General features: G+C 62.9%; 22 protein-coding genes and 1 pseudogene. 20 read left to right on the forward strand and 3 right to left on the reverse strand.

The features are described from left to right. Positions 1-48: 48 nt before the first annotated feature. The 8 genes from ACRQ5Q_RS07025 to ACRQ5Q_RS07060 all read left to right on the forward strand — a co-directional run bounded on the left by ACRQ5Q_RS07025 (position 49) and on the right by ACRQ5Q_RS07060 (position 8,568). Positions 49-798 (forward strand): IclR family transcriptional regulator, encoded by a 750-nt coding sequence (locus ACRQ5Q_RS07025; RefSeq protein ID WP_439373557.1) that lies wholly within the window; start codon positions 49-51, stop codon positions 796-798. 86 nt (positions 799-884) lie between these two features. Then, a complete protein-coding gene (locus ACRQ5Q_RS07030; RefSeq protein ID WP_439373558.1) occupies positions 885-1,832 on the forward strand; it encodes an amidohydrolase family protein in 948 nt (315 codons plus the stop codon). Then, positions 1,829-2,752 (forward strand): SMP-30/gluconolactonase/LRE family protein, encoded by a 924-nt coding sequence (locus ACRQ5Q_RS07035; protein WP_439373559.1) that lies wholly within the window; start codon positions 1,829-1,831, stop codon positions 2,750-2,752. The genes ACRQ5Q_RS07030 and ACRQ5Q_RS07035 overlap by 4 nt, the downstream gene beginning before the upstream one ends. Positions 2,753-3,243: 491 nt before the next feature. Beyond that, positions 3,244-4,608 (forward strand): MFS transporter, encoded by a 1,365-nt coding sequence (locus ACRQ5Q_RS07040; RefSeq protein WP_439396650.1) that lies wholly within the window; start codon positions 3,244-3,246, stop codon positions 4,606-4,608. A gap of 3 nt (positions 4,609-4,611) precedes the next feature. After that, entirely contained in the window at positions 4,612-5,526 is a 915-nt protein-coding gene (locus tag ACRQ5Q_RS07045) for a DUF1932 domain-containing protein (RefSeq protein ID WP_439373561.1), read from the forward strand. A gap of 94 nt (positions 5,527-5,620) precedes the next feature. Then, a complete protein-coding gene (locus ACRQ5Q_RS07050; protein ID WP_439399704.1) occupies positions 5,621-6,898 on the forward strand; it encodes an MFS transporter in 1,278 nt (425 codons plus the stop codon). Then, the gene (locus ACRQ5Q_RS07055) at positions 6,895-7,854 is read left to right on the forward strand and encodes an amidohydrolase family protein (protein WP_439396652.1); all 960 of its coding nucleotides are present in this window, start codon (positions 6,895-6,897) and stop codon (positions 7,852-7,854) included. The genes ACRQ5Q_RS07050 and ACRQ5Q_RS07055 overlap by 4 nt, the downstream gene beginning before the upstream one ends. A gap of 36 nt (positions 7,855-7,890) precedes the next feature. Then, a complete protein-coding gene (locus ACRQ5Q_RS07060; RefSeq protein ID WP_439373563.1) occupies positions 7,891-8,568 on the forward strand; it encodes an RraA family protein in 678 nt (225 codons plus the stop codon). A 155-nt stretch (positions 8,569-8,723) separates the two neighbouring features. Here ACRQ5Q_RS07060 and ACRQ5Q_RS07065 read toward each other — a convergent pair whose 3' ends face one another. After that, the gene (locus ACRQ5Q_RS07065; RefSeq protein ID WP_439373564.1) at positions 8,724-9,221 is read right to left on the reverse strand and encodes a winged helix-turn-helix transcriptional regulator; all 498 of its coding nucleotides are present in this window, start codon (positions 9,219-9,221) and stop codon (positions 8,724-8,726) included. A gap of 205 nt (positions 9,222-9,426) precedes the next feature. Here ACRQ5Q_RS07065 and ACRQ5Q_RS07070 point away from each other — a divergent pair, with 205 nt between their 5' ends. The 9 genes from ACRQ5Q_RS07070 to ACRQ5Q_RS07110 all read left to right on the forward strand — a co-directional run bounded on the left by ACRQ5Q_RS07070 (position 9,427) and on the right by ACRQ5Q_RS07110 (position 19,545). Further along, a complete protein-coding gene (locus ACRQ5Q_RS07070) occupies positions 9,427-10,065 on the forward strand; it encodes a 2-hydroxychromene-2-carboxylate isomerase (protein WP_439373565.1) in 639 nt (212 codons plus the stop codon). 60 nt (positions 10,066-10,125) lie between these two features. Beyond that, entirely contained in the window at positions 10,126-11,673 is a 1,548-nt protein-coding gene (locus ACRQ5Q_RS07075) for a class I adenylate-forming enzyme family protein (protein ID WP_439396653.1), read from the forward strand. Between the two features lie 45 nt (positions 11,674-11,718). Beyond that, on the forward strand, positions 11,719-12,456 hold the full coding sequence (locus ACRQ5Q_RS07080; RefSeq protein ID WP_439373567.1) for an SDR family oxidoreductase: 738 nt from the start codon (positions 11,719-11,721) through the stop codon (positions 12,454-12,456). Between the two features lie 11 nt (positions 12,457-12,467). Then, positions 12,468-13,649 (forward strand): acyl-CoA dehydrogenase family protein, encoded by a 1,182-nt coding sequence (locus tag ACRQ5Q_RS07085; RefSeq protein WP_439373568.1) that lies wholly within the window; start codon positions 12,468-12,470, stop codon positions 13,647-13,649. A gap of 22 nt (positions 13,650-13,671) precedes the next feature. Continuing rightward, positions 13,672-14,802 (forward strand): acyl-CoA dehydrogenase family protein, encoded by a 1,131-nt coding sequence (locus tag ACRQ5Q_RS07090; RefSeq protein ID WP_439396655.1) that lies wholly within the window; start codon positions 13,672-13,674, stop codon positions 14,800-14,802. 15 nt (positions 14,803-14,817) lie between these two features. Then, entirely contained in the window at positions 14,818-16,008 is a 1,191-nt protein-coding gene (locus ACRQ5Q_RS07095) for an acetyl-CoA C-acyltransferase (protein WP_439396657.1), read from the forward strand. A 19-nt stretch (positions 16,009-16,027) separates the two neighbouring features. After that, on the forward strand, positions 16,028-17,038 hold the full coding sequence (locus ACRQ5Q_RS07100; RefSeq protein ID WP_439373571.1) for an NAD(P)H-dependent flavin oxidoreductase: 1,011 nt from the start codon (positions 16,028-16,030) through the stop codon (positions 17,036-17,038). A gap of 73 nt (positions 17,039-17,111) precedes the next feature. Next, positions 17,112-18,272 (forward strand): iron-containing alcohol dehydrogenase, encoded by a 1,161-nt coding sequence (locus ACRQ5Q_RS07105; protein WP_439396659.1) that lies wholly within the window; start codon positions 17,112-17,114, stop codon positions 18,270-18,272. A gap of 73 nt (positions 18,273-18,345) precedes the next feature. Continuing rightward, the gene (locus tag ACRQ5Q_RS07110; RefSeq protein ID WP_439396661.1) at positions 18,346-19,545 is read left to right on the forward strand and encodes an ABC transporter substrate-binding protein; all 1,200 of its coding nucleotides are present in this window, start codon (positions 18,346-18,348) and stop codon (positions 19,543-19,545) included. Between the two features lie 268 nt (positions 19,546-19,813). On the opposite strand, the pseudogene ACRQ5Q_RS07115 reads toward ACRQ5Q_RS07110, so the two are convergent. Next, a pseudogene (locus tag ACRQ5Q_RS07115) lies at positions 19,814-19,933 on the reverse strand (LysR family transcriptional regulator); the annotation flags it as partial. 434 nt (positions 19,934-20,367) lie between these two features. On the opposite strand from ACRQ5Q_RS07115, the gene rpoH reads away from it, so the two are divergent. Continuing rightward, positions 20,368-21,276: an RNA polymerase sigma factor RpoH gene (gene rpoH / locus ACRQ5Q_RS07120; RefSeq protein WP_439396662.1), complete on the forward strand. Its 909-nt coding sequence runs from the start codon at positions 20,368-20,370 to the stop codon at positions 21,274-21,276. A 28-nt stretch (positions 21,277-21,304) separates the two neighbouring features. Here rpoH and ACRQ5Q_RS07125 read toward each other — a convergent pair whose 3' ends face one another. Then, positions 21,305-21,535: a hypothetical protein gene (locus tag ACRQ5Q_RS07125; protein WP_439396664.1), complete on the reverse strand. Its 231-nt coding sequence runs from the start codon at positions 21,533-21,535 to the stop codon at positions 21,305-21,307. Between the two features lie 291 nt (positions 21,536-21,826). On the opposite strand from ACRQ5Q_RS07125, the gene groES reads away from it, so the two are divergent. Next, a complete protein-coding gene (gene groES / locus ACRQ5Q_RS07130) occupies positions 21,827-22,141 on the forward strand; it encodes a co-chaperone GroES (RefSeq protein ID WP_439373576.1) in 315 nt (104 codons plus the stop codon). Positions 22,142-22,176: 35 nt separating this feature from the next. After that, positions 22,177-23,799: a chaperonin GroEL gene (gene groL, locus ACRQ5Q_RS07135; protein WP_439396665.1), complete on the forward strand. Its 1,623-nt coding sequence runs from the start codon at positions 22,177-22,179 to the stop codon at positions 23,797-23,799. Positions 23,800-23,933 lie beyond the last annotated feature (134 nt).

The following is a 23,933-nucleotide window of genomic DNA, read 5'->3' on the forward strand; positions in this document are numbered from 1 at the left end:
CTACCTGCAAGAAGAATGACGTAAGGATTGCAAGGAAGAGGATTTGAGATGGCCAAGAACACCGAGAAAAAGCCGCCTGCACTCAAGGGCGTGTCGGCAGCCGAACGGGCTTTGGCGGTGTTAACGGCCTTCCGTCGAGGCGACAGTGCCTTGAGCTTGGCGGAGTTGGCCGAGCGCACCGGACTTGTCAAAAGCACCATTCTGCGGCTTGCTTTGTCGCTGCAACAATACCGGCTGCTCGCGCGTTTGCCGGATGGTTCTTACCGGCTCGATGCAGAGACGTTGCGCCTCGGCACGGCCTATCAACAGGCGTTTCGTCTTTCCGATCACGTCATGCCCGTGCTCGAGCAACTCGCAGCGAGAACCGGCGAGACGACGTCCTTCTACGTTCGCAATGGCGAAGAGAGGCTGTGTCTTTTCCGGGTGGAGAGCACCAGTCGCATTCGGATGACCGTGCAGCCGGGCGACACCCGTCCGATGGATAAATCGGCCATCGCCCAGACCCTTCGTCGGTACGAGTCCGGAGTCCCCGGTCCGGACGACGAACTGCCGCTCTTCAGCTCCGGCGTCACCGATCCTCATGCCGCCGCGCTCGCCATGCCTGTGTTCGGCATCGGCGATTCCCTGGTCGGGGCGCTGGCGATTTCAGGGCCGGTCAGCCGCCTTACGGCTGCGCGGGCGGAGCAGATGAAAGGTGCGCTGGTCGAGGCCGCCACCAAGCTCACCCTGGCGTGTGGCGGGCCCCCCCTCTCCGGCACCGGAAAGGCCTCCCGAAAGCGGTCCAGTTTGACCGCATGAAACGAAACGTCGTTCTATTTTTGCTTGCCGCGTCCGCCGCCATCGGCCTATAAGCCTTCATAACAGACGATGGGAGGACGAACGTCGTGGCAGCAACGCTCACGCGCAGGACTGTCCTTGCTGGACTAGGCGCATCACTCGTTCCGCACCTCGCGGCGGCGCAGGCAGAGGGAGTGCGCTGGTCGAGCGGTTCCGAGAAGCCGCGCTTCTTTGCGCCGGCAGGCTCCACCGACTGCCATTTCCACACCTATGACAAGACCTACCCCGTCATGAAGGGTGCAACCCTGCTGCCGGAGGACGCCTTGCCCGACGATTATCGCGCCCTCCAGCGCCGGATCGGCACGACGCGGGGCGTCATCATCCAGCCCTCCACCTATGGTACCGACAACCGGCTGCAAATCGCCTCACGCCAGGCGCTGGGCGCGGAGAACTTTCGTGTTGTCGCGGTCGTGCCGGAGGACGTATCGGATGCCGACCTGCGACGGCTCGACGAGCAAGGTGTTCGGGGCGTTCGCTTCAACCTCGGATTTCCCGGCGTGTTGACGGTGGAGTCGCTCAAGCCACTCGCGCCGCGGCTGGCCGATCTCGGCTGGCATTGCCAGATCAACATGCGCCCCCAGCAGATCGAGGACCATGCGGACCTGCTGGCTTCTCTGCCCGGGCGTCTCGTGTTTGATCATCTCGCGCAGGTGCCGCAACCGGGTGGCGTCGAGAGCGCTCCCTACAAGATCGTTCGTGGCTTGCTCGACCGCGGCAAGACCTGGGTCAAACTGTCGGGTCCCTACGTGTCCAGCAAGCACGGCGCGCCGGACTACGCCGACGCAGGTGCCGTTGCCGCAGCTTACGTGAGGGCTGCACCGGAGCGGATGGTCTGGGGCAGTGACTGGCCGCATCCCTCGGAGCGCGACAGCAAGCCGGATGATGCGCGCCTGTTCGATCTCTTTGCCCAATGTGCAGGAAGCGACCTCGCGTTCAAGCGCATCCTCGTCGACAACCCAGCCGAGCTCTACGGCTTTCCGAAAGTCGCCCCATGACGTTTTTCAACCCGCCGCGCCGGATCGAAACCAGCATCTTCACGCGGCTTCCGGATCAGTTTCGCAAACCACGCCGCACGACCTGGGCGGATGCCAACCAGGGTGGACGTGAGATCGATTCGTTCCTCGAGGGACCTTCATTCGATCGGCAGGGCCGGCTCTACATCGCTGACATTCCCTACGGGCGCATCTTCCGGGTCACCCCAGAGGGAAAGTGGGAGCTCGTGTCGGAGTATGAAGGATGGCCGAACGGACTGAAGATTCATCGCGATGGCCGCGTCTTCATCACGGACTATAAGCGCGGCATCATGCTGCTTGATCCGGCCAGCGGCACCGTGACGCCGTTCCTGGAAACGGCCGCGAGCGAGAGCTTCAAGGGCGTGAACGATCTCGTCTTCGCACCGTCAGGCAATCTTTATTTCACCGACCAGGGGCAGACGGGGATGCACGATCCCACGGGCCGGGTCTGGAAGCTGACGCCCGACGGCCGTCTCACCTGCCTGATCGACACCATCCCGAGCCCGAACGGCATCGTGGTCGACGCCGAGGAGAGTTTTCTGCTGGTTGCGGTGACGCGGGCCAACCAGATCTGGCGCGTGCCGCTGCCGGCGAGTGGACTCACCACCAAGGTCGGCATCTTCTCGCATCTGCATGGCGGTCCGGGCGGACCTGACGGGCTGGCACTGGACGACGGCGGTAACCTCCTGGTCTGTCACACCGGCTTCGGCTCGATATGGCGGCTGTCGCCACTCGCCGAGCCGCTCGACCGCATCGTCTCATGCGCCGGCGTCGGCACCACCAACCTTGCCTTCGGCGGACCGGAGCGAAAGAGCCTCTTCATCACCGAAAGCCGTACCGGAACGCTGCTGCGCGCCGAGCTCGAAACGCCTGGCCTGCCGATGTTCTCGCACGCGGACTAAGTCAGGCGCGGCGCAGACAAGCCAGCAACGCCTCCGCCAACATGCCATTCCGAGCGGTAGTTCAGCGTCGAGCGGGGCGGCCACGACGCGCACGATGCGAACGAGGTCGTCGACGCCGCGCGGAAACGCCTTGGGGAAGCAGCTGATAGATCGAATTGCCGGTCGCCGAGACGACGCGATCCGCGTGGGCCAGCGCCAAATCGCCTTCGGCCCCCCCCCGCAGCCGACGCTCCGCGGCCGGCTCGCCATGCAGCGGAGCAGGGGCCCGCATATCGGATACGCGTGGCGGCATCCAGTTCCTCCCGGCTGGCGGACGCCGTAACTCACGGCCGGCGCTCTATTTTTCCATGGGAGCGCCTCTGTTCGGATGATGCAAGCGCCCGCCGTCGGTCTCTACAAAATGAAATACCGTTTCAAAAAAAATTGCAACGGCGTTCTATTTTTGTTAAGGGGCGTCATGGCCGGGGAAACACCGGCTCTGGAGGAAACCAATGGCCAGTGTCACTGCCGCGTCAGCTGTCGCGAGCTTCACGCCCGAGCAGGAGAAGATCCTCTCGAAGGTCATGTGGCGGATCGTGCCGTTCCTGCTGCTCTGTTACATCATCGCCTATCTCGACCGGGTCAACGTCGGTATCGCCAGCCTCACGATGAACCAGGACATCGGCATCTCGCCCTACCAATTCGGTTGGAGCGCGGGGCTGTTCTTTTTCGGCTATTTCCTGGCAGAGGTACCGAGCAACTTGGCCTTGCAGGCGATCGGCGCCCGCAAATGGATTGCCCGTATCCTGATCACCTGGGGCTTGATCTCGGCCGCCACCGCGTTCGTGGCCGGTCCCGTGAGTTTTGGCGTGATGCGCTTCCTGCTCGGGCTCGGCGAGGCCGGCTTCACGCCCGGCGTGTTCCTCTACTTCACCTACTGGTTTCCGGCGCGCATTCGGGGCAGGGCGACTGCAGCATTTCTGCTCGGTATCCCGATTGCCAACATCGTGGGCGCGCCGATCTCGAGTTCGCTGCTCACCCTCGACGGTCTTGCCGGCCTGCATGGCTGGCAGTGGCTGCTGATCCTCGAGGGACTGCCGGCGACGCTACTTGGCTTCGTGTGCTTCTTCACGCTCACCGACAAGCCAGAGCAGGCCAAGTGGTTGAGCGAGGAGGAGCGGCGCTGGCTGGTCGAGGTGCTCGCGGCCGAGCGGGCGGCAATTGCCGCCAAGCACTCGTCCCGGCTCAGGGATGCCTTCGTCAATTGGCGGGTTCTTGTCTGCGCTGTCGTCAACTTCTGCGCCATCATAGGCTCTGTCGGCCTCGGTCTATGGATGCCGCAGATCATCAAGGGCCTCGGCTTTGGCGTTGTCGCCGTCGGCTTCATCGCGGCCGTTCCCTATATTTGCGGCGCCATCGCCATGATGTTGTGGGCCCGCCTGTCGGACAAGGGAGGTGAAAGGAGCTGGTTCGTGGCATCCGCGCTGCTCGTCGGCGCAGCCTCGTTGCTTCTCTGCGGTTACGCGACATCGTCCGCGCTGATCTCGATCCTCGCGCTCTGCGGCGGCGTGATCGGGATCATGTGTTACCAGTCGACCTTCTGGCCGATCCCGTCGAGCTTCCTGACCGGCAGCGCCGCAGCTGGCGGCCTCGCGATGATCGTCTCGATCGGCAATCTCGGCGGCTTCGTCGGTCCCTATCTCATCGGCGTGATCCGGCAATCGACCGACAGTTTCTCTTGGGCCCTGATCTCGGTGGCCGCCTTTCTCACTCTCGCCGCCATCCTGATCCGGGTGGTCGGCATCAGCTTGCCGCGACAGGCGGGGACGGCCGACGGTCGCACCAGCTCGATCACACCTCTATCGAAAGGAATTTGAAAAATGAGCGACAAGCAGCAGTTTCGTCTCGGTCTGGTCGGCTATGGCGAGATCGGCAGCACGTTGGGCAAGGGGCTCCGTGGAGCCGGCCTGCAGCAGATCTTCTGCTACGACAAGTACGCTTTCGACGGCCCCTATGCCGATCTGATCCAGAGCCGCGCCAAGGCGGCAGGCGTCACCCTCGTCAAGTCCAACCAGGAACTAGCTGACGCGGCCGAGCTGATCTTCAGCGTGACGCCTGGCTCTTCGTCGCTCGAAAGCGCAGAGGCGTTCGCACCTGTGCTCGATGGCCGCCACACCTTCCTCGACTTCGCCTCCGCCACGCCGAAGGTGAAATACGGCGTGGCCGAGCGGCTCGCCAAGACGGGCGCCACACTCGGGGACGGCTCCATCATGGGGACGCCGAAGAACGGCTATTCAATGCACATGATGTCGAGCGGTCCCGCGGGACAGCGTGTCGTCGATCTGCTCGTGCCCTGGGGCATGAGCATCGAATTCGCCGGCGAGAAGCTCGGCACGGCGTCGGGAATCAAGATCCTTCGCTCCGTCCTGATCAAGGGCATCGAGGCCCTGATCGACGAGACGCTGCTAGCCGCCCGATCCTATGGTCTGGATGAGACGGTGCTGGCTTCGGCCTCGAAGACGCTGACCCGTCCCTTCATGGATACCGTCGAGAGCCTGACGCCCTCCGGCGTGATCCATGCCAAGCGGCGGACCGAAGAGGTCGAGATGGCTGCCGAGGCGGTCGCGGATGCGGGAATCGAGCCGTTGATGGCGCGCGCGACGGCGGCGCGGCTGCGCTGGAAGGACAGCCTCGGCCTGAAGGACCACTTCAAGGGCGTCGTGCCCGAAAACTACAAGATCGCCATCGATGCGATCGTGGCCAAGACGCAGGCCGGAGCCAAGGCGGCGGAATAGAGCCAAGACAACAGAAACGGCAACCAAGTAACAGAACAGGGAGAGAAACGTGACGGCCGCTCGAACTGATGCCGAAGACATCGAGAAGGTGACGATGCGCAGGGTGATCCTGCGCCTCGTGCCGTTCCTGATGATCTGCTACTTCTTTGCGCTGCTCGATCGCGTCAATGTCGGCTTCGCGGCACTGCAGATGAACAAGGATCTCGGGCTCACGCCAGCGATGTTCGGTTTTGCCGCCAGCCTGTTCTTCGTCTCCTACTTCCTCGTGGAAGTGCCGAGCAATCTGGCGCTGCAAAAGGTCGGCGCGCGGCGCTGGATCGCACGTATCATGATCACCTGGGGACTGATCACCGCGTGCATGGCCTTCGTGGTCGGTCCGTACTCGCTCTACGCCATGCGCTTCCTCCTCGGTGCGGCGGAGGCCGGCTTTTTTCCCGGCGCCATCCTCTATTTGACCTATTGGCTGCCGTCGCAATATCGGGCGCGCATCCTGGCGACGTTCACCGTGTCGATACCGCTCGCCACTTTCCTGGGGTCTCCGCTTTCGGTCGGCCTACTCGAGCTGGACGGTATGCTCGGCATGCGCGGCTGGCAGTGGCTGTTCATCCTGGAAGGTCTGCCGACCGTTCTGCTGGGCTTTGCGTGCCTGTTCGTCCTGACCGACAGGCCGGCGGAGGCGTCCTGGCTCACCGTCGCGCAGCGGGAATGGCTGACGGGCCGCATGGAGGCGGAGGCTGCCGCGCGCAAGCCGGTCGGACATCTCTCGCTCTGGCAACTCGCCACCAACAAGTATTTCCTGGTCATGGCCCTGGTCTGTTCCGGCGCCTCGGCTACCGGCAGCGTGTTGTCGGTCTGGCAACCGCAACTGCTCAAGTCGTTCGGCCTCACGAACCTGCAGACCGGCTTTGTCAATGCCATTCCCTACGGCATCGCGACCGTGCTCATGGTGCTGTGGGGACGTCATTCTGACAGGTCGGGGGAGCGCCGTTGGCACACGGCTATCCCGCTCCTGCTCGCCGCCGGCGGCTTCACGGCGTTGGGTATGACAGGAACCGCGGTCGTGCCGACGATCATCATGGTCACGTGCTGTCTGGTGGGTGCGTACGCCTTCAAGGGTCCGTTCTGGGCGCTTTCGGCAAGCTGGCTATCGGCGAGTACGCTTGCAGCGGGCCTCGCCGGGATCAACGCGATTGCCAATCTGATCGGTGGCGGGCTGATGGTGAACGTGGTCGGCGTGGTCAAGGAATGGTCGGGTAGCTTCGTGCTGGGGATGTTGCCTCTGGCGCTGCTCTGCGGCGTCGCTGCAGTTTGCGTTCTTGTACTTGGACGTAGCGCCGCGCGTGCAGCAGACATGGTGGCGGTGAAATCATGAGCCCGCGCAGCAAGCGACAAAAGCACGGCATCACGCGACGCGGGGTTCTCGCCGGCATGCTGGCGGCCAGCACGGGCGCGTGGGCCGCCGGAGTTGAGCAGGCGGTCCCCAACAGCACCGGATCCGCGCCGCCGCGCCTGGATGCGCCCGCGGGCGCGTGCGACTGCCACCACCACATCTATGATGAGCGGTTTCCCGTCTCGTCGCACTGGCGCCAGGGCTTTCCGCCCAGTGCGACCGTCGCGGATTATCGATCGCTGCAGCGCCGGCTCGGTACCAGCAGGAGTGTGGTGGTGCAGCCATCGACCTATGGTATCGACAACCGGTGTCTCGTGGATGCGCTTGGACAACTGGGCGCCGCGTCGCGCGGCGTTGCCGTCGTCGATACCGAGGTCAAGGATGCGGAATTGCGGACGCTCGCCGAGGCCGGCGTTCGCGCCATCCGCGTCAATTTCGTTTCTCCCCAGACTTGGGGAACGACTACACCGGAAATGCTGACCACGCTGGCAAAACGCGTGAGCCCGCTCGGCTGGCACGTGCAGATCCTGATGACGGGCGATCAGATCGTCACCCATGAGAGCGTCATCCGCTCGCTTCCCACCAGGGTGGTGATCGACCATCTCGGGCGGATCCCGCAGCCGGACGGCCTCAAGCATCCGGCGTTCTCAGCGGTTCGCCGTATGCTGGATGAGGGCCGTACCTGGGTGAAGGTGACCGAACCTTATGAGGACTCCAAGCTCGGTCCGCCCTATGCCGACTCCAGCGAAGTCGCCCGCGCCTATGTCAAGGCTGTGCCGGAGCGCGCCTTGTGGGGCACCGACTGGCCGCATCCGACGCAACGCGGCGCCAAGCCCGACGATGCCCTGTTGCTCGATCTCCTTGCAGACTGGGCACCGGACGAAAAAACGCGCCAGCGCATCCTGGTCGACAATCCCACCGAACTGTTCGGCTTCTAGGGCTTCGATGCTCAGGGAAACAGAGAAAGGTAACGCATGTCCGTAGGGTTCAGAATTCTGAAGCGGCAAAGAAAAGTGGCTACCGAGATCGTCGAACGCTATGCTCGCTTGCCGGTTGCAAACGTCAGCGACGGCATGTCCCGGATGACGGCCGCAGGAGCGCGGGTTCGGCCGATGCATCGGACCGGGGGAATGGCGGGCGTGGCGCTCACCGTCAAGACGCGGCCAGGCGACAATCTGATGATCCACAAGGCGATGGCACTCGCCGAACCCGGCGATGTCATCGTGGTCGATGCTGGGGGCGATCTCACCAATGCGCTGATCGGCGAAATGATGCTCACGAGGATCATCAAGAGCGGGCTTGCGGGCATCGTTATCGATGGTGCGGTTCGGGACGCCGGCTTCATTCGGGGCCAGGACTTTCCCGTGTTCGCAGCAGGCGTCACCCATCGCGGACCTTACAAGAACGGACCCGGCGAGATTAACGTTCCGATCGCGATCGATGGCATGGTGATCGAGTCCGGCGACCTCATCATCGGAGACGATGACGGGATGCTCTGCGTACCGTTTGACGACGTGGGTGAGGTGCTGAAAGCTGCCACAGCAAAGTACGAGGCTGAGCAGAAGCAGATCGCGAACATCATGGCGGGTACGCACGATGCTTCGTGGGTGGACAGGACGCTGCGCGAACTGAACTGCGAAGGTCTGGATTGAAGAGGTCAGTTTCGTGAGGCGCACGATCATACTCACCTCGGATGTGAGCATGATCGAGGCGACCCGGGATCGAACATTCAGGAAAAACTGAATGCCGTGTGGGTGCACGGCGCTCCAGCGGACCTGCCTTCCTGCAGCTGTTGAGACGTTGGACGTCAACCCGCGTTCTTCGCCGAAACGCCGATGCTCGTCGGCGAAGGCCGTCTCGCGCCGGGGCCCGGATGAACATGAACTGCCTTCGCCGTCAGCGGCTCGCCGCATTCGGAGCAGACCATGACAGGATCAAACATCTTGTGGCAGTTCTTGTGTTCATGCAGCAGCGGTCGTCCGCGCGAATCGACCATGTGGACGTTGCCCCAGTGCACAATCGACATGATGATCGGATAGAGATCGAGACCCTTTTGCGTCAGGATATACTCGTAGCGCTTCGGCGCCTCTTGGTACGGAATCTTGCGAAGTACGCCAAAGCGGACAAATTTCTTCAGCCGATCGGCGAGCAGATGTCGGGTGATTCCGAGCGAGGTCTGGAAGTCATCAAATCTGCGGACGCGCAAGAAACATTCGCGCAGGATGAGGAGACTCCAGCGGTCACCGATCACCGCCACGGTGCGGGCGAGGGAGCATGGCTCCTCCTCGAGGGTATCCCATTTCATTTGACGTCTCCAGCAAAGCCGTCGCAGCACTGCAAATAAATTCTAAATAAGAACTGACGGAAAATCAATGGGATGCTCGCATTCGCGCACTGCTACGCGCATTGTATGATAAACATCATATTGACAGTTCTAAAATAGAACTTTATTGCTGCGGCACGATCAATCGGGTGGCGAGCAACGCCGCCGTCAACGGGAAGGGCGTTCCATGGCTGCTCCGCTCAAGGTCGAGTTTCATTTCGATTTCGGCAGTCCCAACGCTTACCTCGCCGAGCTCGCGCTGCCCGGCATCGAGCAACGAACCGGCGTCAAATTCGAATACGTGCCGGTCCTGCTCGGCGGCGTCTACAAGGCGACCGGTAACCTGTCGCCCGCCGAGTCGCTGCGCGGGATCAGGAACAAGCCGGAATACAACGCGCGCGAGACCCAGCGCTTCCTGCGCCGGCACAACATCACCAAGTTCACGATGAACCCGTTCTTCCCGGTGAACACGCTTGCGCTGATGCGCGGCGCGGTTGCCGCGGAGTTCGAGGGGGCGTTCGAGCCCTACTTCCGCGCCGCCTACCACCACATGTGGGTGGAGCCCAAGAAGATGGACGATCCGCAGGTCTTCCGCGACGCATTTCTGTCATCGGGGCTGGACATCGATCGCATCATCGCCCGCGCCCAGCAGGACGACGTCAAGAAGAAGCTGATCGAGAACACGACCAACGCGGTGGCGCGCGGCACGTTCGGCTCGCCGACGTTCTTCGTCGGCGAGGAGATCTACTTTGGCAAGGACAGCCTGCGCGATGTCGAGGACGAAATCCTGGCGCAATCGGCCGCGGCGCAGCGCAAGAGCGCCTGACCGCGCCGAGGCATCCAAAACGAGCCGAGCCCGCAAAGGGCCTTTCATTGGGAGGTTTCATTGGCGAACTGGCAGCAGGCTGCAGCCGAGATCACGAAGACGTTGCCGCACCGCATCCATGAGGTGATGGACACCTATGTTGCTTCCACGCCAGACCGGACGGCGCTGATCGAAGACAACGCTTCCATGACCTATCGCGAACTGGACAGGGCGGTTGGTGCCACGGCGGATGCGGTCCGCGGGCTCGGCGTCCGCGCCGGCGATCGCGTGATGCTGGTCAGCGAAAATTCGATCGCGCTCGCCTGCCTGCTGTTCGCCGCAAGCCGCCTGGACGCCTGGGCGATCGTCGCCAACCCTCGGCTGTCGCCACGTGAGCTCGATCAGATCAGGGATCACAGCGGCGCCCGGCGCATGTTCTTCACGGCAAAGGTCTCCGAAGAGGCAGCCGCGCATGCGGCCCGTTACGACGCTCCGGTGCAGGATGTCGGGCCGTTGCACGGCATCGGCGTGTCTGCCCTGAACCAGGACACGCAGGCCGAGCCGGTCGAGGCCGACGGCGCCCGCCAGGTGGCGGTGCTCATCTACACGTCCGGTACGACCGGAACGCCGAAGGGGGTCATGCTCACGCATCGGAACCTGCTGTTTTCCGCGAGGACCACCGCCAATCTGCGCAGCATGACGGCGGACGACGTGCAGTATTGCGTGCTGCCGATCTCGCATATCGTCGGCATCTCGCTGCTGACGATGACGCTGATGGTCGGTGGCGTCACCCGGTTGGTCAGCAAGTACAACCCCGCTGCGCTTGCCAAGGCGCTGGCCGAGGAAGGCATCACGCTCCTGAACGGCGTGCCCGCCACCTACCAGCGGCTGCTGGAATACAAGCAGATGGCAGGCCTGCCGAAGCTGGAGCGCGGTGCACTGCGCCTGATGAGCGTCGCCGGCGCGCCGCTCGACCTCGAGCTCAAGGCAAGGGTCGAGAAGGAGCTCGGTCTTCCGCTTGGCAACGCCTTTGGCATCACCGAATGCTCGCCCGGAATTTCCGGCGTGCGGCCCGAGGCGCCGCGCAGTGACAACTCGGTCGGCACCCTTGTGCCGGGTATCGAGGCCCGAATCGTGGCCCGGGACGGCGCCATCGTGACGAACGGCGACATCGGCGAACTGCATGTCCGCGGACCAAATGTGATGCGCGGCTATTATCGCGCGCCCGACCTCACGGCGAAAGCAATCGACGCGGACGGGTGGTTCAACACCGGCGACCTCGCGCGCTTCGAGGGAGATGCGATGTTCATCGTTGGTCGCACCAAGGAGATGATCATTCGCTCCGGCTTCAACGTCTATCCGGCCGAGATCGAGGCGGTGCTGAGCACGCATCCAGACGTGGTGCAATGCGCCGTGGTCGGGCGGCCGGTCCCAGGCAATGAAGAGATCGTGGCCTTCGTTCAGCTGCTCAAAGGCTCCTCGGCAACGGCGCAAGACGTGATGGCGCATGTCGCGCCTGAGCTCACCTCCTACAAGCGACCGTCCGAGATCATCCTCATGGACGCGCTGCCGGCCACGTCGACTGGTAAGCTCCTGAAGCACAAGCTCGCGGAATCGCTCCGCAATTGAGGCGGGCGAAATCGCTTCAACATCTCACGAGGCTGGAGAAGTCCCATGCAGAAGAGAAACAGGACGGTTGCGGTGATCGGTGCCGGTGACTTTATCGGCGGCGAGATTGCCAAGAAATTCGCCTCCGAAGGCTTCACGGTGTTCGCCGGCCGCCGCAATGGCGACAAGCTTGCGCCCTTGGTCAAGGATATCGAGGCTGCCGGCGGCGAGATCCACGCCCGCTCGCTTGATGCGCGCAAGGAGGAGGAGATCATCTCCTTCCTGAACGACGCGGACAAGCACGCGCCGCTCGAAGTCTGTATCTTCAACATCGGCGCTAACGTCAATTTCCCGATCTTGGAGACCACCGAGCGGGTGTTCCGAAAAGTCTGGGAAATGGCCTGCTATTCGGGCTTCCTTGCCGGCCGCGAGGCGGCACGGCTGATGCTGCCGCGTGGTGAGGGCAACATCTTCTTCACCGGCGCGACTGCGAGCTTGCGCGGCGGCTCCGGCTATGCCGCCTTCGCCAGCGCGAAGTTCGGCCTGCGAGCCGTCGCACAGGCGATGGCGCGCGAACTCGGGCCGAAGAACATCCATGTCGCGCATCTCATCATCGACTCCGGCGTCGATACCGAATGGGTGCGGCAGCGCCGGCTTGAAGCGCTCGGCCCCAATGCGCTCGACAATCCGGACCTGCTGATGCCGCCAGCGTCGGTGGCCGCGTCCTACTGGCAGCTCTACCAGCAGCCAAAGAGCGCCTGGACGTTTGAGCTCGAGATTCGTCCTTTCGGCGAGAAGTGGTAGGGATCGCCCCGATGGAGCTCGCGCTATCCCCGGACGATGCGGCCTTTCGCGACGAAGTCCGTGCATTCATCAAGGACAATTATCCGGCTGAAATGCGCGTTCCCAATCCGGAGACCGACCTTTCCAAGGAGCAGATGCTTCTATGGCATCGCATCCTTCATAGGAAGGGCTGGATCGCGCCGCTCTGGCCCAAGGACTATGGCGGGCCCGGCTGGTCCATCACCCGCCGCTTCATCTTCGAGCAGGAGACCACGCGCGCCGGCACCATGCCGCCTTTGGCATTCAGCGTCACCATGGTCGGCCCCGTCATCTATACGTTCGGCAATGAGGCGCAGAAGAAGAGGTTTCTTCCCCGCATCCTCTCGGGCGAGGACTGGTGGTGCCAGGGCTATTCGGAACCCGGCTCGGGCTCGGATCTCGCCACCGTACGCACCAAGGCGGTGCGCGACGGCGACCACTACATCGTCAACGGCCACAAGACCTGGACCACGCTGGCGCAGCATGCCGACTGGATCTTCTGCCTGGTGCGGACCGATCCGACCGCAAAGCCGCAGTCCGGCATCTCCTTCCTGTTGATCGACATGAAGTCGCCGGGCGTCACCGTGCGTCCGATCATCACCATCGACGGCTCCCATGAGGTCAATGACGTCTTCCTGGAAAACGTCCGGGTTCCCGTCGAAAACCTGATCGGCGAGGAAAACAAGGGCTGGACCTACGCCAAATTCCTGCTCGGCAACGAGCGCACCAGCATGGCCGGCATCGGCCGCTCGACGCGCTATATCGACAAGCTGAAGAAGATCGTGAAGGCGGAGATTCCCGCAGACGATCCGGCCCATATCGAATTTGTCAGGGACATCGCCCGCATCGAGCTCGATGTGCTGGCGCTGGAAGCGACCGAGCTGCGCGTCGTTGCTCAAATGGCCCGCGGCATCGATCCGGGACCCGCGGCCTCGCTGTTCAAGATCCGTGGCACCGAGATATTCCAGGACATCACCGAGCTGACGCATCGCGCAATCGGCAATTACGGGCTGGCCATCCGCGAGCATCCAGTCAGCGCCAATCACTTCATGCCGGGACCGGACTACGGCCACACCGCATCGGAGAAGTACCTCAACTCGCGCAAGCTCTCCATCTACGGCGGATCGAACGAGATCCAGCGCAACATCATCGCAAAAGCGGTGCTCGGCCTCTAGCGATCGACAGACAGGAAATCGGATGGATATCCAGTTCACGGAAGAGCAGGAGCTACTGCGATCAAGCGTTCAGCGTCTGCTGCGCGATCAGTACGATTTTGATGCGCGCCGCAGGATCCTCGCGAGCGAGGAGGGGTACAGCCGCGAGCAATGGCACACCTTTGCCGAGCTAGGCCTGCTGGCGGCGCCGTTCTCCGAGGACGTCGGCGGTCTCGGCGGCGGCGCGCTGTCGACCATGATCGTCATGCAGGAGTTCGGCCGTCATCTCGTAGTCGAGCCCTTCGTCGAGACCGTTGTGCTCGCCGGCGGCCTGCTCGAGCGCGTCGGATCCGCCGCACAGAAACAGGCGTTCATTCCGGGCATCATCGCCGGCACCGGGACCTGGGCGCTCGCCTGGACCGAAAAGAACTCGCGCTTCGATCTCGCCAACGTCACCACCACGGCACGGCGACAGGGAAACGACTATGTGTTGACCGGCGAGAAGACCGCAGTCATCGCCGCGCCCTGGGCAAACTTTCTGATCGTTTCGGCGCGCACCTCCGGCCAGCAGCGCGATCGCGGGGGCGTCAGCCTCTTCGTGGTCGATCGCCGTGCCACCAACCTCGATCTGCAAAGCTTCAAGACGATCGATGGCCGCCGCGCGGCGGAGATCAGCCTGCGTGGCGTCACCGGCCAATTGCTGGGTGAGGAAGGCGAGGGGGTAGCCGCGCTGAAAGCCTGCCGCGACCGTGCCATCGGCGCGCTCTGCGCCGAGGCGGTCGGTGCGATGTCCGAACTGAATGCCGCAACGCTGGACTATTCCAAGACCCGCAAGCAGTTCGGCACGACGATCGGCTCGTTCCAGGTGCTGCAGCATCGGATGGTCGACATGTTCATCGCGCATCAGGAAGCGCTGTCGCTGATGCAGCATCTCACGCTGAGCCTGGATGCAGGCGAGCCCGCCGTCTCGCGGCTCGCCTCGGGCGCCAAGTCGAAGATCGGTTATGCCGGCAAGTTCATCGCCGACCAGGCAGTGCAGCTGCATGGCGGCATGGGCATGACCGACGAATTGAATGTCGGACATTATTTCAAGCGGATTTCCTCCATCAACATCCAGTTCGGCGATCCCGCCTACCACGTGCTGCGTTATGCGCAGCTCGACGCGGCCGCCTGAGACAGAGAGGCAAGCATGTCATCACCCGAAGCAGTGATCGTTTCCACCGCGCGCACCGGCGTCGGCAAGGCCTATCGCGGCGCGCTCAACAACACCGATGGTCCGACCCTGGCGGGCCACGTGATGGCCGAGGCGGTGAAGCGCGCCGGCATCGCGCCCGGCGAGGTCGAGGACGTCGTGATGGGCTGCGCCATGCAGCAGGGTACCATGGTCATGAATGTCGCCCGCAAGGGTGCGATCCGCGCCGGCCTGCCGGTCACGGTCGCCGGCACCACGATCGACCGGCAGTGTGCCTCTGGGTTGCAGGCGATCGCAGTGGCTGCGCGTTCGGTGATATCAGACGGCGTCGAGATCGCAATCGGCGGCGGCATCGAGTCGATCAGCCTCGTGCAGAACGATCACATGAACAAGTTCCATGCCATCGATCAGGATCTCATGGCGATGAAGCCAGAGATGTACATGTCGATGCTGGAGACGGCCGAAGTGGTCGCCGAGCGTTACAAGATCGGCCGCGACCGGCAAGACGAATACAGCCTCGAATGCCAGCGCCGGGTCGGCGCGGCGCTGCAGGGCGGCCGTTTCGACGACGAGATCGTGCCGATCACGACCAGGATGGCGGTCGTCGACAAGGACACCAAGCAGGTCAGCTATCAGCAGGTCACGCTGAGTCGGGATGAAGGCCCGCGGCCGGATACCACGGCGGAAGGCCTGTCGAAGATCAAGCCGGTGTTCGAGGGCAAGACCATCAGCGCAGGTAATGCCAGCCAGCTCTCGGATGGCGCCTCCGCTTGCATGATCATGAGCGACAGAATCGCCGCGCAGAAGGGCTTGAAGCCGCTCGGCATCTTCCGCGGTTTCGTCGCCGCCGGTGTCGAGCCGGACGAAATGGGCGTCGGGCCGGTCGCTGCGATCCCGCGGCTCCTCAAGCGTCACAACCTCAAGATCGATGACATCGATCTCTGGGAGCTCAACGAGGCTTATGCGGTTCAGGTGATCTATTGCCGCGACAAGCTCGGGATCGATCCGAACAAGCTGAACGTCAACGGCGGCTCGATCGCAATCGGTCATCCCTACGGCATGACCGGCGCGCGGCTCACAGGCCACCTCCTGCTCGAAGGCCGGCGGCGCAAGGCGAAGTACGGCGTGGTGACCATGTGCATCGGCGGCGGCATGGGCGCGGCCGGCCTGTTCGAAATCGTCCACTGAGCGGAAACGGAGTTTTCACGTGAAGACAGCAATAACCGAACTGTTCGGCATCCAGCATCCGATCATCCAGGGCGGCATGCACTATGTCGGCTTCGCCGAGATGGCTGCGGCCGTGTCGAATGCCGGCGGTCTCGGCATCATCACGGGCCTGACGCAGAAGACGCCGGAGCTACTCGCCAAGGAGATCGCGCGCTGCCGCGACATGACCGACAAGCCGTTCGGCGTCAATCTGACCTTTCTGCCGACGCTGTCGGCCCCGCCCTATCCGGAATACATTGCCGCGATTCGCGAGGGCGGAATCAAGGCGGTCGAGACCGCGGGCCGCAGCCCGGAGGCCTACATGCCGGCGCTGAAGGCCGCCGGCATCAAGGTGATCCATAAATGCACCTCGGTGCGGCATTCGCTCAAGGCCGAGAAGATTGGCTGCGACGCCGTCAGTGTCGACGGTTTCGAATGCGGCGGTCATCCCGGCGAGGACGACATCCCGAACATGATCCTGCTGCCGCGGGCGGCGGATGAGCTGAAGATCCCGTTCGTGGCCTCCGGCGGCATGGCGGACGGACGCAGCCTTGTCGGTGCGCTCGCGATGGGCGCGGCCGGCATGAACATGGGCACCCGCTTCGTCGCCACCAAGGAAGCGCCGGTCCACGACAACGTGAAGCGGGCGCTGGTCAAGGCGACCGAGCTCGACACCGTTCTGGTCATGCGCGCATTGCGCAACACCGAGCGCGTACTGAAGAACAAGGGCGTCAATGAGCTGCTCGAAATCGAGCGCGAGAAGGGCGCAAATCTGAAGATCGACGATATCCTCGACCAGGTGGCCGGCGTCTATCCGAAGGTGATGGTCGACGGTGAGATGGATGCCGGGGCCTGGAGTTGCGGCATGGTGGTCGGGCTCATCCACGACATCCCCACGGTCAAGGAGTTGATCGACCGCATCATGGCAGAGGCGGAAGCGATCATCCGCCAGCGGTTGACCGGCTTCCTCGACGGCAGGGTCGAGACGCAGCGGGCGCGCGCGGTCGCCTGAAGAACGGGGTGGCTGACGCGTCGTGACCCGGCGACGCAGCGGTGCGGAGAAAATTACATCAGGGAGGAAGAGCATGCCTGTCGTCGGTAGCCATCAATATCCCACCATGGAATCCGTGATCTACGGCAAGCCCGCGGCGGAGGCGCTGCGGGAGGAGGCCGAGCGCCTGGGCGCCCAGCGCGTCTATCTGATCGCGAGCCGCACGCTCAATACCACGACCGACGAGATCGAGAGGATCCGGAAGGCGCTCGGCGGGCGCCATGCCGCGACCTTTGACGGGGTGCCGCAGCACACGACCCGGAACGTGGTGACGCAGATCGCCCGGCAGGCCAAGGACGCCCAGGCCGACCTGGTCGTCGCGATCGGCGGCGGTTCGGTGGTCGATGCGGCAAAGATCGTGCTGATGTGCATGGAGCACGACATATTCGAGCCCATGGGGCTCGATGGGTTCGAGACCACGCCGGACCGCCGCTTCGGGCCATTCCGAACCCCGAAAGTGCGCATGATCGCCATCCCGAGCACGCTCTCCGGCGGCGAATACAATTCGGGCGCGCTGGTCACCGACACCAGCCGCAAGCTGAAGCAGATCTTCAATCACCCGATGATGATGCCGCGAAGCATCATCCTCGATCCGGCGATCACGAAATACACACCCGAGAAGCTCTGGCTGGGATCAGGCACGCGCGCAATGGATCACGGCATCGAGGCGATCTGCTCCAGCCGTCCCAGTGTGCTCGTCGACGCGGTGTGCCAGCAGGGATTGCGCTATCTGTACGACGGGCTCCGGCGCACAAAGGACAAGCCGAACGATGAAGCGGCGCGGCTGAACTGTCAGTTGGGGTCCTGGATGTCGGCCTTCGGATTGCAGTCGCGCGTTCCGATGGGTGCCAGCCATGCCATCGGCCATGTCCTCGGCGGGACCTGTGACGTGCCGCATTATTTCTGCACGGCCGTGATGATGCCGAGTGTGCTCCGATACAATCGCCCCGCCACGGAAGCCGCACAGAGGTTGGTCGCCGCGGCGCTTGGCGCACCGGAACGGGATGCCGGCGACGCTTTCGCGACGTTCGTCGCGGAGCTCGGCTTGCCGCGCAGGCTCGCGGACGTCGGCGTTGCCGAGGACCGTTTCGAGTTGATCGGCAAGAACGCAATGCTGTCGATCTTCACGAGAGCGAACCCTCAGCCGATCCGTGAGCCCGGCGACGTCGTCAAGATTCTCAAATTGGCCGCCTGAAGAAGCGCCAACTGTCCGTCACGGCCTGCCGCACGGAAGGCCGCGCGCAAAAGCAACACTGGAGGAACACGTGATGTTTAGGAGCATCCGACTGGCCTGTGCACTCTTGATTGCGGCAGCCGCACCCTGCTGGGCGGGCGATCCGGTCGGTGTCACCGCAACAAGCATCAAGATCGGCGGCATCTTTCCCCTCAGCGGGCCTGCTTCCTCGATCGGCCAGGTCGGACATGGCGTGCTGGCGTATATGCGATCGGTCAACGAGCGCGGCGGCATTAACGGACGCAAGATCGACTACCTGATGCTCGACGACGCCTACAGCCCGCCGAAATCGGTGGAGCATGCACGAAAACTGGTCGAGAGCGACGAAGTGGCGTTCATGTTCAGCCAGCTCGGTACCGCAGGCAACACTGCGGTGGCGAAATATCTGGCTGCCAAGCGCGTGCCGACGATTGCGATCGTCACAGGCGCGAGCAAGTTCACAAGTGTCAAGGACTATCCGCTGACCACCACCGGACTCGTCAGCTATGACACCGAAGGGAAGATCTACGCGAAGTATCTGATGCGCGCGTTGCCCTCGGCAAAATACGCCATTCTCTACCAGAATGACGATCTCGGCCGCGACTACGTCAGCGCGTTCAAGGCAGTTCTCGGCGCCGATTTCGACAAGCGCGTGGTCACCGCCAGCTACGAGGTCACCGAGCCGACGATCGACTCGCAGGTCATGGCGCTGAAGAGTTCCGGCGCGCAGGCGCTGTTCATCGCCGGCACGCCCAAGTTCGCCGCGCAAGCCATTCGACGCGCGGCGGAGACGGCATGGAAGCCAACGATCCTGATCAATTTCCCGTCCTCGTCGATTGCCGGAACGATCAAGCCGGCGGGGCTGGAGAATTCCGTGGGCGTCATCGTCGGCACCTTCAACAAGGATCCAAACGACGAGAGCTGGAAGGACGATGAGGCCATCAAGGCCTATCGCGCCTTCTTCGATCGGTATCTGGCAGGCTCCGATATCACCAATACGAGCTATCTGACCGGCTATCAGCAGGGCATGCTGCTGGAGCAGATCCTCCACCAATGCGGCGACGACCTCTCGCGCGAGAACATCATCAAGCAGGCGAAGTCGCTGAAGAACTTCACGTTGTCGACAGCACTGCCGGGCATCCGGATCAACACCAGCGAGACCAACAACATGGTCTGGACGCAACTGCAGCTTCAGCGCTGGACCGGGAGCCGCTGGGAACCGTTCGGTGGGATTCTTGATGCGAGCTCGGAGTAGCCCATCCGACGCATGACGTTCTAGGCCTCGAGGTGCGGTCCGACGAGGCCTGGAAACGATCAGGATGAATCCACCATGGTTGACCTGCGGATACTCCTACGTGCCGGAGTCCCCGGGTCTGAAAGCGACCATCGCGGCGCGAGATGGCTGCGTTCGCGAACGACAATCCGCCTTCCGGATGGTGTTGCGTTGGAGAGCAGCAGGTAGGCACACCATCCGCTTGCATGGGCTGCTGCTTGCCCACAGTTATTGCTCCAACGACCGATCGCTAGCCTCCATGGGCGGGCTTGTTGATCCCAGGTGTTTGCGCGATCTGTGCCGAGAGAAAGTCGGCCAGCAAGCGCACGCGGGCGATGCCCAACCGTTCCGGTACGATCAGCATGTTCAGCCCCGAGCATGCAACTTCGCGCCGGGCTCGGGGCTCCCGGGACAAGCGGATTCGCCCATCACCTCGACCGAGGAGGTCATGGCCGGCAGGAGAGCAGGGGGCACTGGTCGGGCTCATCCCCCGTCTCATCGGGCCGCGGCAGCTTGGCTTCCGACGAATTGGCTAGCTGACACGAGGAACAACCTATTGGGTTCGCAGTTCTTTTGGCGCCGCCGGCCTGAGTGCCGTTGGGCGCCTCAGGGCCCAGCCAAGCCAGGCGACACGGCGGCTCGTACCATTTTGCTCCATAGAGGATTTGGATATGAAAGCTAACCGTATCGTCGCTTGGCCGTCGATCAGTCTCACTCACCTCGGTGAGTCCCGGCGGCTGCGTCTTCCCTCTGGCCGCTCGTTAGGGCTCGAGAGCGCCGATGGCTTCTGAAGGAGGGCAGGTCATGTCGATCAAGTCAGCCCTCCCTGCCATCCATTCGGAAGCCGGGTTGTCCCGGTATCTGCAAGAGATCCGTAGCTTCCCGCTGCTCGATGCATCCGAAGAAGTAATGTATGCGAGGCGTCTTCGGGATGCCGGGGATCGCGAAGCTGCCTACCGTCTGGTGACGAGCCATCTACGATTGGCTGCCAAGATCGCCCTGAGATACCGGCGCTATGGATTGCCCATCGCCGACCTCATCTCGGAAGCCAACGTCGGATTGATGCTGGCCGTCAAGCGGTTCGACCCTGAGAAGGGATTTCGCCTGGCGACCTATGCCGCTTGGTGGATCAAGGCGTCCGTGCAGGAATTCGTCCTGAGATCGTGGTCACTCGTTAAGCTCGGCACGACTGCGGCGCAAAAAAAGCTGTTCTTCAACCTTCGAAAGTTGAAGAGACGCCTTGGTGCGTCGGACGATGGCGAGCTTTCGCCGGTGCAGGTGAAGCAGATCTCTGAGCATCTTCAGGTCAAGGAGACCGACGTCGTCGAGATGAACGGGCGGATCCGTGGCGACATGACGCTGAACGTTCAGCTCAGTGACGAAGAAGGCGAGCAATGGCAGGACAGGCTCGCCGATTCATCTCCTGATCCTGAAACCCAGCTCGTTGAGACCGGAGACCGTGAACGGCGGAAGGCCGCGCTCTCGGAGGCGCTGGGTGCGCTTTCTCCGCGAGAACGCACCATCGTCGAGGCCCGCTACATGGTCGAAGAGCAAAGAACGCTCGACGATCTTGCTCATGCCTTCGGGATCTCTCGTGAGCGTATCCGCCAGATCGAGCAGCGTGCGTTGAAGCGCATCAAGACGATGCTATGCGCACGCCTTCCGGATCTTGAGGCTGCTTCAGCAAGCGCATACCAGAAGCAGAATACATAAGACCCCTGGCCGGCTGCAGACGGATCGATCAGCAGCCGGTGCAGATATCGGGCACGATGGCCTCCGCCGAAAAATCACGATCCTTGCGACCATCTGACCTTGTTCTTGCGGGCTTGCCCGGTGGCTGGCCGCTTTGATTGCTGACAACCTGCTTGACGGCGGCCTCGGGGCTTCGTGCTGCCCGCGGCGAATCCGCTTCTTTCGCCTGCAGCGAAACCAACATTCCGAGTAGAGCAGCAAGTACCAATAGCGTCCGCATCTCTAGTTACCCTCCTTTCGACGATGCACCAATCTGCTGCGCAGAGATGCTCTGCAGCCGAGCAAACATCTTGGTTTGCAGATCTAGGTTTTCAACGTGCGGCGAGCGATTCCGGACGCTGGGACGGGTCTCCTTGGGCCAGCCGCGAGCGATAGCGGCAGCCGGCCCTCGTCGCAAAAATTTCTTCCCTCCTCTTGAAAGTAGATCCCTGGCGCCTTGGTGCTTTTTCGCCCGGGGGCCGTTTCGGACCCGGATTTTGGACATCGCTGAACCTACCCAAGGAGGATGTGCATGCATTTCCGCCCCTTGCACGATCGCGTGCTCGTGCGACGTCTCGAGGCCGAGGAGAAAACCGCCGGCGGCATCATCATTCCCGACACAGCAAAGGAGAAGCCGCAGCAGGGCGAGATCGTCGCCACTGGCCCCGGCGCACGCAACGAGCAGGGCCAGCTCGTTCAACTCGACGTCGAGCCCGGTGACCGTGTCCTGTTCGGCAAGTGGTCTGGCACGGAGGTCAAGATTGACGGCGAGGAATTCCTGATCATGAAGGAGAGCGACCTTCTAGGTGTTGTCGACACGACAGCGACCGTCAAGAAGGCAGCATAGCGCGCTGACAGTCATAGAGGAAAGGAGAGATCAAAATGGCTGCCAAGGACGTGAAGTTCGCAACCGAGGCCCGAGAGCGCATGCTGCGGGGCGTCGACACACTGGCAAACGCGGTGAAGGTCACACTCGGTCCGAAGGGGCGCAACGTCGTGATCGAGAAATCGTTCGGTGCGCCGCGCATCACCAAAGATGGCGTGACCGTCGCCAAGGAGATCGAGCTGGAGGACAAGTTCGAGAACATGGGCGCGCAGATGGTGCGCGAAGTCGCCTCGAAGACGAGCGATGCCGCCGGTGACGGCACCACGACGGCCACCGTGCTCGCGCAGGCCATCTTCAGGGAGGGCAGCAAATCCGTCGCCGCCGGCATGAACCCGATGGACCTGAAGCGCGGCATTGACCTGGCTGTCGACGCTGTCGTTTCCGACCTGAAATCACACGCCAAGAAAATCACCTCAAATGACGAGATCGCCCAGGTGGGCACGATCTCGGCCAATGGTGATACCGAGATCGGCCGCTTCCTGGCCGACGCCATGAACAAGGTCGGCAACGAGGGCGTGATTACCGTCGAGGAGGCCAAGAGCCTGCATACCGAGCTGGAGGTGGTCGAGGGTATGCAGTTCGACCGCGGCTACATCTCGCCATACTTCGTCACCAACACCGAGAAGATGCGCGTCGAGCTCGAGGATCCCTACGTTCTGATTCACGAGAAGAAGCTGTCCGGCTTGCAGACCATGCTGCCGCTGTTGGAGCAGGTCGTTCAGTCCGGTAAGCCGCTCCTGATCATCGCGGAGGACATCGAAGGCGAAGCGCTCGCGACATTGGTCGTCAATAGACTGCGCGGTGGACTGAAGGTCGCGGCCGTCAAGGCGCCGGGCTTCGGCGACCGGCGCAAGGCCATGCTGGAGGACATCGCGATCCTGACCGGCGGCAATGTCATCAGCGAGGACCTCGGCATCAAGCTGGAAAAGGTCACAGTGAAGATGCTTGGCCGCGCCAAGAAGGTGGTCATAGACAAGGACAACACCACCATCGTCGGCGGCGCGGGCGCCAAGAAGGACATCGAGGCGCGCGCCCAGCAAATCAGGCTGCAGATCGAGGAAACCACCTCCGACTATGATCGGGAAAAGCTGCAGGAGCGCCTCGCCAAGCTTGCCGGTGGCGTTGCGGTGATCCGGGTGGGCGGCGCGACGGAGGTCGAAGTCAAGGAACGCAAGGATCGCGTCGATGATGCGATGCATGCAACTCGCGCGGCGGTCGAAGAGGGCATTCTCCCGGGCGGCGGGGTGGCCCTGCTGCGTGCCTTCAAGGCGCTGGACGGCATCAAGACCGAGAACGCGGACCAGAAGGCCGGCATCGACATCGTTCGCCGCGCCATCCAGATGCCGGCTCGCCAGATCGTGCAGAACGCCGGCGAGGATGGCTCAGTGATCGTCGGCAAGCTTCTGGAGCACCAGAGCTACAACTGGGGCTTCAACGCGGCGACTGGCGAGTACGAGGACCTCGTGAAAGCCGGTGTGATCGATCCCGCCAAGGTCGTCCGCACCGCCTTGCAGGACGCCGCGTCGGTCGCATCGCTGCTGATCACGACCGAGGCACTCGTGGCCGAGAAGCCGAAAAAGGCTGAACCTGCTCCGGCCGCTCCGGCCATGGACTTCTGAACAAGCGAGCCCGGCCGATCAAGGCCGGGCTCTACCAATGAGAGGAGAGAAGATCGCTTCCAAAGATGGAGTCTGCCATGAACAAGTCTAATCGTCGTCAGCTCAGGATGAGGCAGGACACGATCCACTGGTTC

This window comes from Bradyrhizobium sp. PMVTL-01, assembly GCF_051861855.1.
Classification (GTDB): domain Bacteria; phylum Pseudomonadota; class Alphaproteobacteria; order Rhizobiales; family Xanthobacteraceae; genus Bradyrhizobium.

Bases quoted from the DNA above. Each gene is read 5' to 3' on its own strand.
- ACRQ5Q_RS07025 (WP_439373557.1), top strand. From the start codon at position 49: ATGGCCAAGAACACCGAGAAAAAGCCGCCTGCACTCAAGGGCGTGTCG.
- ACRQ5Q_RS07035 (WP_439373559.1), top strand. From the start codon at position 1,829: ATGACGTTTTTCAACCCGCCGCGCCGGATCGAAACCAGCATCTTCACG.
- ACRQ5Q_RS07040 (WP_439396650.1), top strand. From the start codon at position 3,244: ATGGCCAGTGTCACTGCCGCGTCAGCTGTCGCGAGCTTCACGCCCGAG.
- ACRQ5Q_RS07045 (WP_439373561.1), top strand. From the start codon at position 4,612: ATGAGCGACAAGCAGCAGTTTCGTCTCGGTCTGGTCGGCTATGGCGAG.
- ACRQ5Q_RS07050 (WP_439399704.1), top strand. From the start codon at position 5,621: ATGCGCAGGGTGATCCTGCGCCTCGTGCCGTTCCTGATGATCTGCTAC.
- ACRQ5Q_RS07055 (WP_439396652.1), top strand. From the start codon at position 6,895: ATGAGCCCGCGCAGCAAGCGACAAAAGCACGGCATCACGCGACGCGGG.
- ACRQ5Q_RS07060 (WP_439373563.1), top strand. From the start codon at position 7,891: ATGTCCGTAGGGTTCAGAATTCTGAAGCGGCAAAGAAAAGTGGCTACC.
- ACRQ5Q_RS07065 (WP_439373564.1), bottom strand. From the start codon at position 9,221: ATGAAATGGGATACCCTCGAGGAGGAGCCATGCTCCCTCGCCCGCACC.
- ACRQ5Q_RS07070 (WP_439373565.1), top strand. From the start codon at position 9,427: ATGGCTGCTCCGCTCAAGGTCGAGTTTCATTTCGATTTCGGCAGTCCC.
- ACRQ5Q_RS07080 (WP_439373567.1), top strand. From the start codon at position 11,719: ATGCAGAAGAGAAACAGGACGGTTGCGGTGATCGGTGCCGGTGACTTT.
- ACRQ5Q_RS07085 (WP_439373568.1), top strand. From the start codon at position 12,468: ATGGAGCTCGCGCTATCCCCGGACGATGCGGCCTTTCGCGACGAAGTC.
- ACRQ5Q_RS07090 (WP_439396655.1), top strand. From the start codon at position 13,672: ATGGATATCCAGTTCACGGAAGAGCAGGAGCTACTGCGATCAAGCGTT.
- ACRQ5Q_RS07095 (WP_439396657.1), top strand. From the start codon at position 14,818: ATGTCATCACCCGAAGCAGTGATCGTTTCCACCGCGCGCACCGGCGTC.
- ACRQ5Q_RS07105 (WP_439396659.1), top strand. From the start codon at position 17,112: ATGCCTGTCGTCGGTAGCCATCAATATCCCACCATGGAATCCGTGATC.
- ACRQ5Q_RS07110 (WP_439396661.1), top strand. From the start codon at position 18,346: ATGTTTAGGAGCATCCGACTGGCCTGTGCACTCTTGATTGCGGCAGCC.
- rpoH (WP_439396662.1), top strand. From the start codon at position 20,368: ATGTCGATCAAGTCAGCCCTCCCTGCCATCCATTCGGAAGCCGGGTTG.
- ACRQ5Q_RS07125 (WP_439396664.1), bottom strand. From the start codon at position 21,535: ATGCGGACGCTATTGGTACTTGCTGCTCTACTCGGAATGTTGGTTTCG.
- groES (WP_439373576.1), top strand. From the start codon at position 21,827: ATGCATTTCCGCCCCTTGCACGATCGCGTGCTCGTGCGACGTCTCGAG.
- groL (WP_439396665.1), top strand. From the start codon at position 22,177: ATGGCTGCCAAGGACGTGAAGTTCGCAACCGAGGCCCGAGAGCGCATG.